We start from the raw sequence: 589 nt of genomic DNA on the forward strand, positions 1-589 counted from the left end.
TTGCCGAGCGCCTTGGCGCTGAACAGGCCCGAGGCGCGGACCTCCAGCAACAGGCGGCCGGCGGTGTCGGCGAGATGGGCGGCGAGGTCCGCGTCTGTCATGACGTTGCTCATTTGAGCGGCATGATCTTGCGGATGATATGCTCGGCGGCCTCTTCCGGCGTCATCTCGACGGTGTTGACCCGTATCTCGGGGCTGGTGGGCGCCTCATAGGGGCTGTCGATGCCGGTGAAGTTCTTGAGGCTGCCCGAGCGCGCCTTCTTGTAGAGGCCCTTGACGTCGCGCGCCTCGGCGACCTCCAGCGGGGTATCGACGAAGATCTCGATGAACTCGCCGTCCGGCAGCATCTCGCGCACCATCTCGCGCTCGGCGCGGAAGGGCGAGATGAAGGCGGTCAGCACGATCAGGCCCGCGTCCGCCATCAGCTTGGCGACCTCGCCGACGCGGCGGATATTCTCGATCCGATCCGCCTCGGTAAAGCCCAGATCCTTGTTGAGGCCATGGCGGATATTGTCGCCATCCAAGAGGAAGGTGTGGCGGTTCATCAGCGCGAGCCGCTTTTCCACCTCATTGGCGATGGTCGACTTGCC

General features: G+C 64.7%; 1 protein-coding gene and 1 pseudogene. Both read right to left on the bottom strand.

The features are described 5' to 3' along the window. Window positions 1-101 (bottom strand): annotated as a pseudogene (locus JQK15_RS27190) (3'(2'),5'-bisphosphate nucleotidase CysQ); the annotation flags it as partial. A gap of 8 nt (window positions 102-109) precedes the next feature. Next, on the bottom strand, window positions 110-589 hold a 480-nt coding region (cysC, locus tag JQK15_RS26575; RefSeq protein WP_214869674.1), incomplete at its 5' end, for an adenylyl-sulfate kinase.

It is taken from the genome of Sphingobium sp. BHU LFT2, assembly GCF_018604485.1.
Lineage (GTDB): Bacteria > Pseudomonadota > Alphaproteobacteria > Sphingomonadales > Sphingomonadaceae > Sphingobium > Sphingobium yanoikuyae_A.